General features: G+C 44.5%; 1 protein-coding gene. It reads left to right on the forward strand.

Annotated elements, in window-relative coordinates:
* A partial coding sequence (locus R7Q48_RS26110; protein ID WP_318133096.1) for a Re/Si-specific NAD(P)(+) transhydrogenase subunit alpha occupies window positions 1-833 on the forward strand: 833 nt, incomplete at both ends.

Here is an 833-nt window from a genome sequence, read left to right on the forward strand (position 1 = left end):
ATTTCCAAGAAGACTCTGGTTCTGGTGACGGCTACGCAAAAGAAATGTCTGATGACTTCAATAAGAAAGCGGCAGAGCTATATGCAGAGCAAGCTAAAGACGTTGATATCATCATTACAACTGCATTAATCCCGGGCAGACCTGCTCCGAAGTTGATCACCAAAGAAATGGTCGATAGCATGAAAGCGGGTAGTGTGATTGTTGACTTGGCAGCCGCTAATGGTGGTAACTGTGAATACACAGTGAAAGACCAAGTTATCATGACAGACAACGGCGTAAAAATTGTTGGTTACACCGACATGGTCGGCCGTTTGCCAACGCAATCTTCCCAGCTTTACGCAACCAACCTTGTAAACCTTCTTAAACTGCTTTGTAAAGAAAAAGACGGCAACATCAATATTGATTTCGAAGATGTGGTTCTTCGTGGTGTTACTGTTATTAAAGAAGGCGAAATCACTTGGCCTGCGCCACCAATTCAAGTATCGGCTCAGCCTCAAGCTAAGCAAGCTCAACCCATTAAGAAAGAGCCAAAAGTTGAAGAACCAACTTCTCCGACTAAAAAGTTGATTGGTCTTGTTGCAGCCGTTGGCGCATTTGCTTGGATTGCATCGGTAGCACCTGCTGCGTTCCTTTCTCACTTTACCGTGTTTGTTCTTGCGTGTGTGGTGGGTTACTACGTGGTTTGGAACGTAACACATGCTCTGCATACGCCACTAATGTCTGTAACGAATGCTATCTCGGGCATTATTGTGGTTGGAGCGTTGTTGCAAATCGGACAAGGAAACGGGGTTGTATCATTCCTATCCTTTATTGCAGTATTGATTGCAAGTATC

Source organism: Vibrio sp. 378 (genome assembly GCF_033339435.1).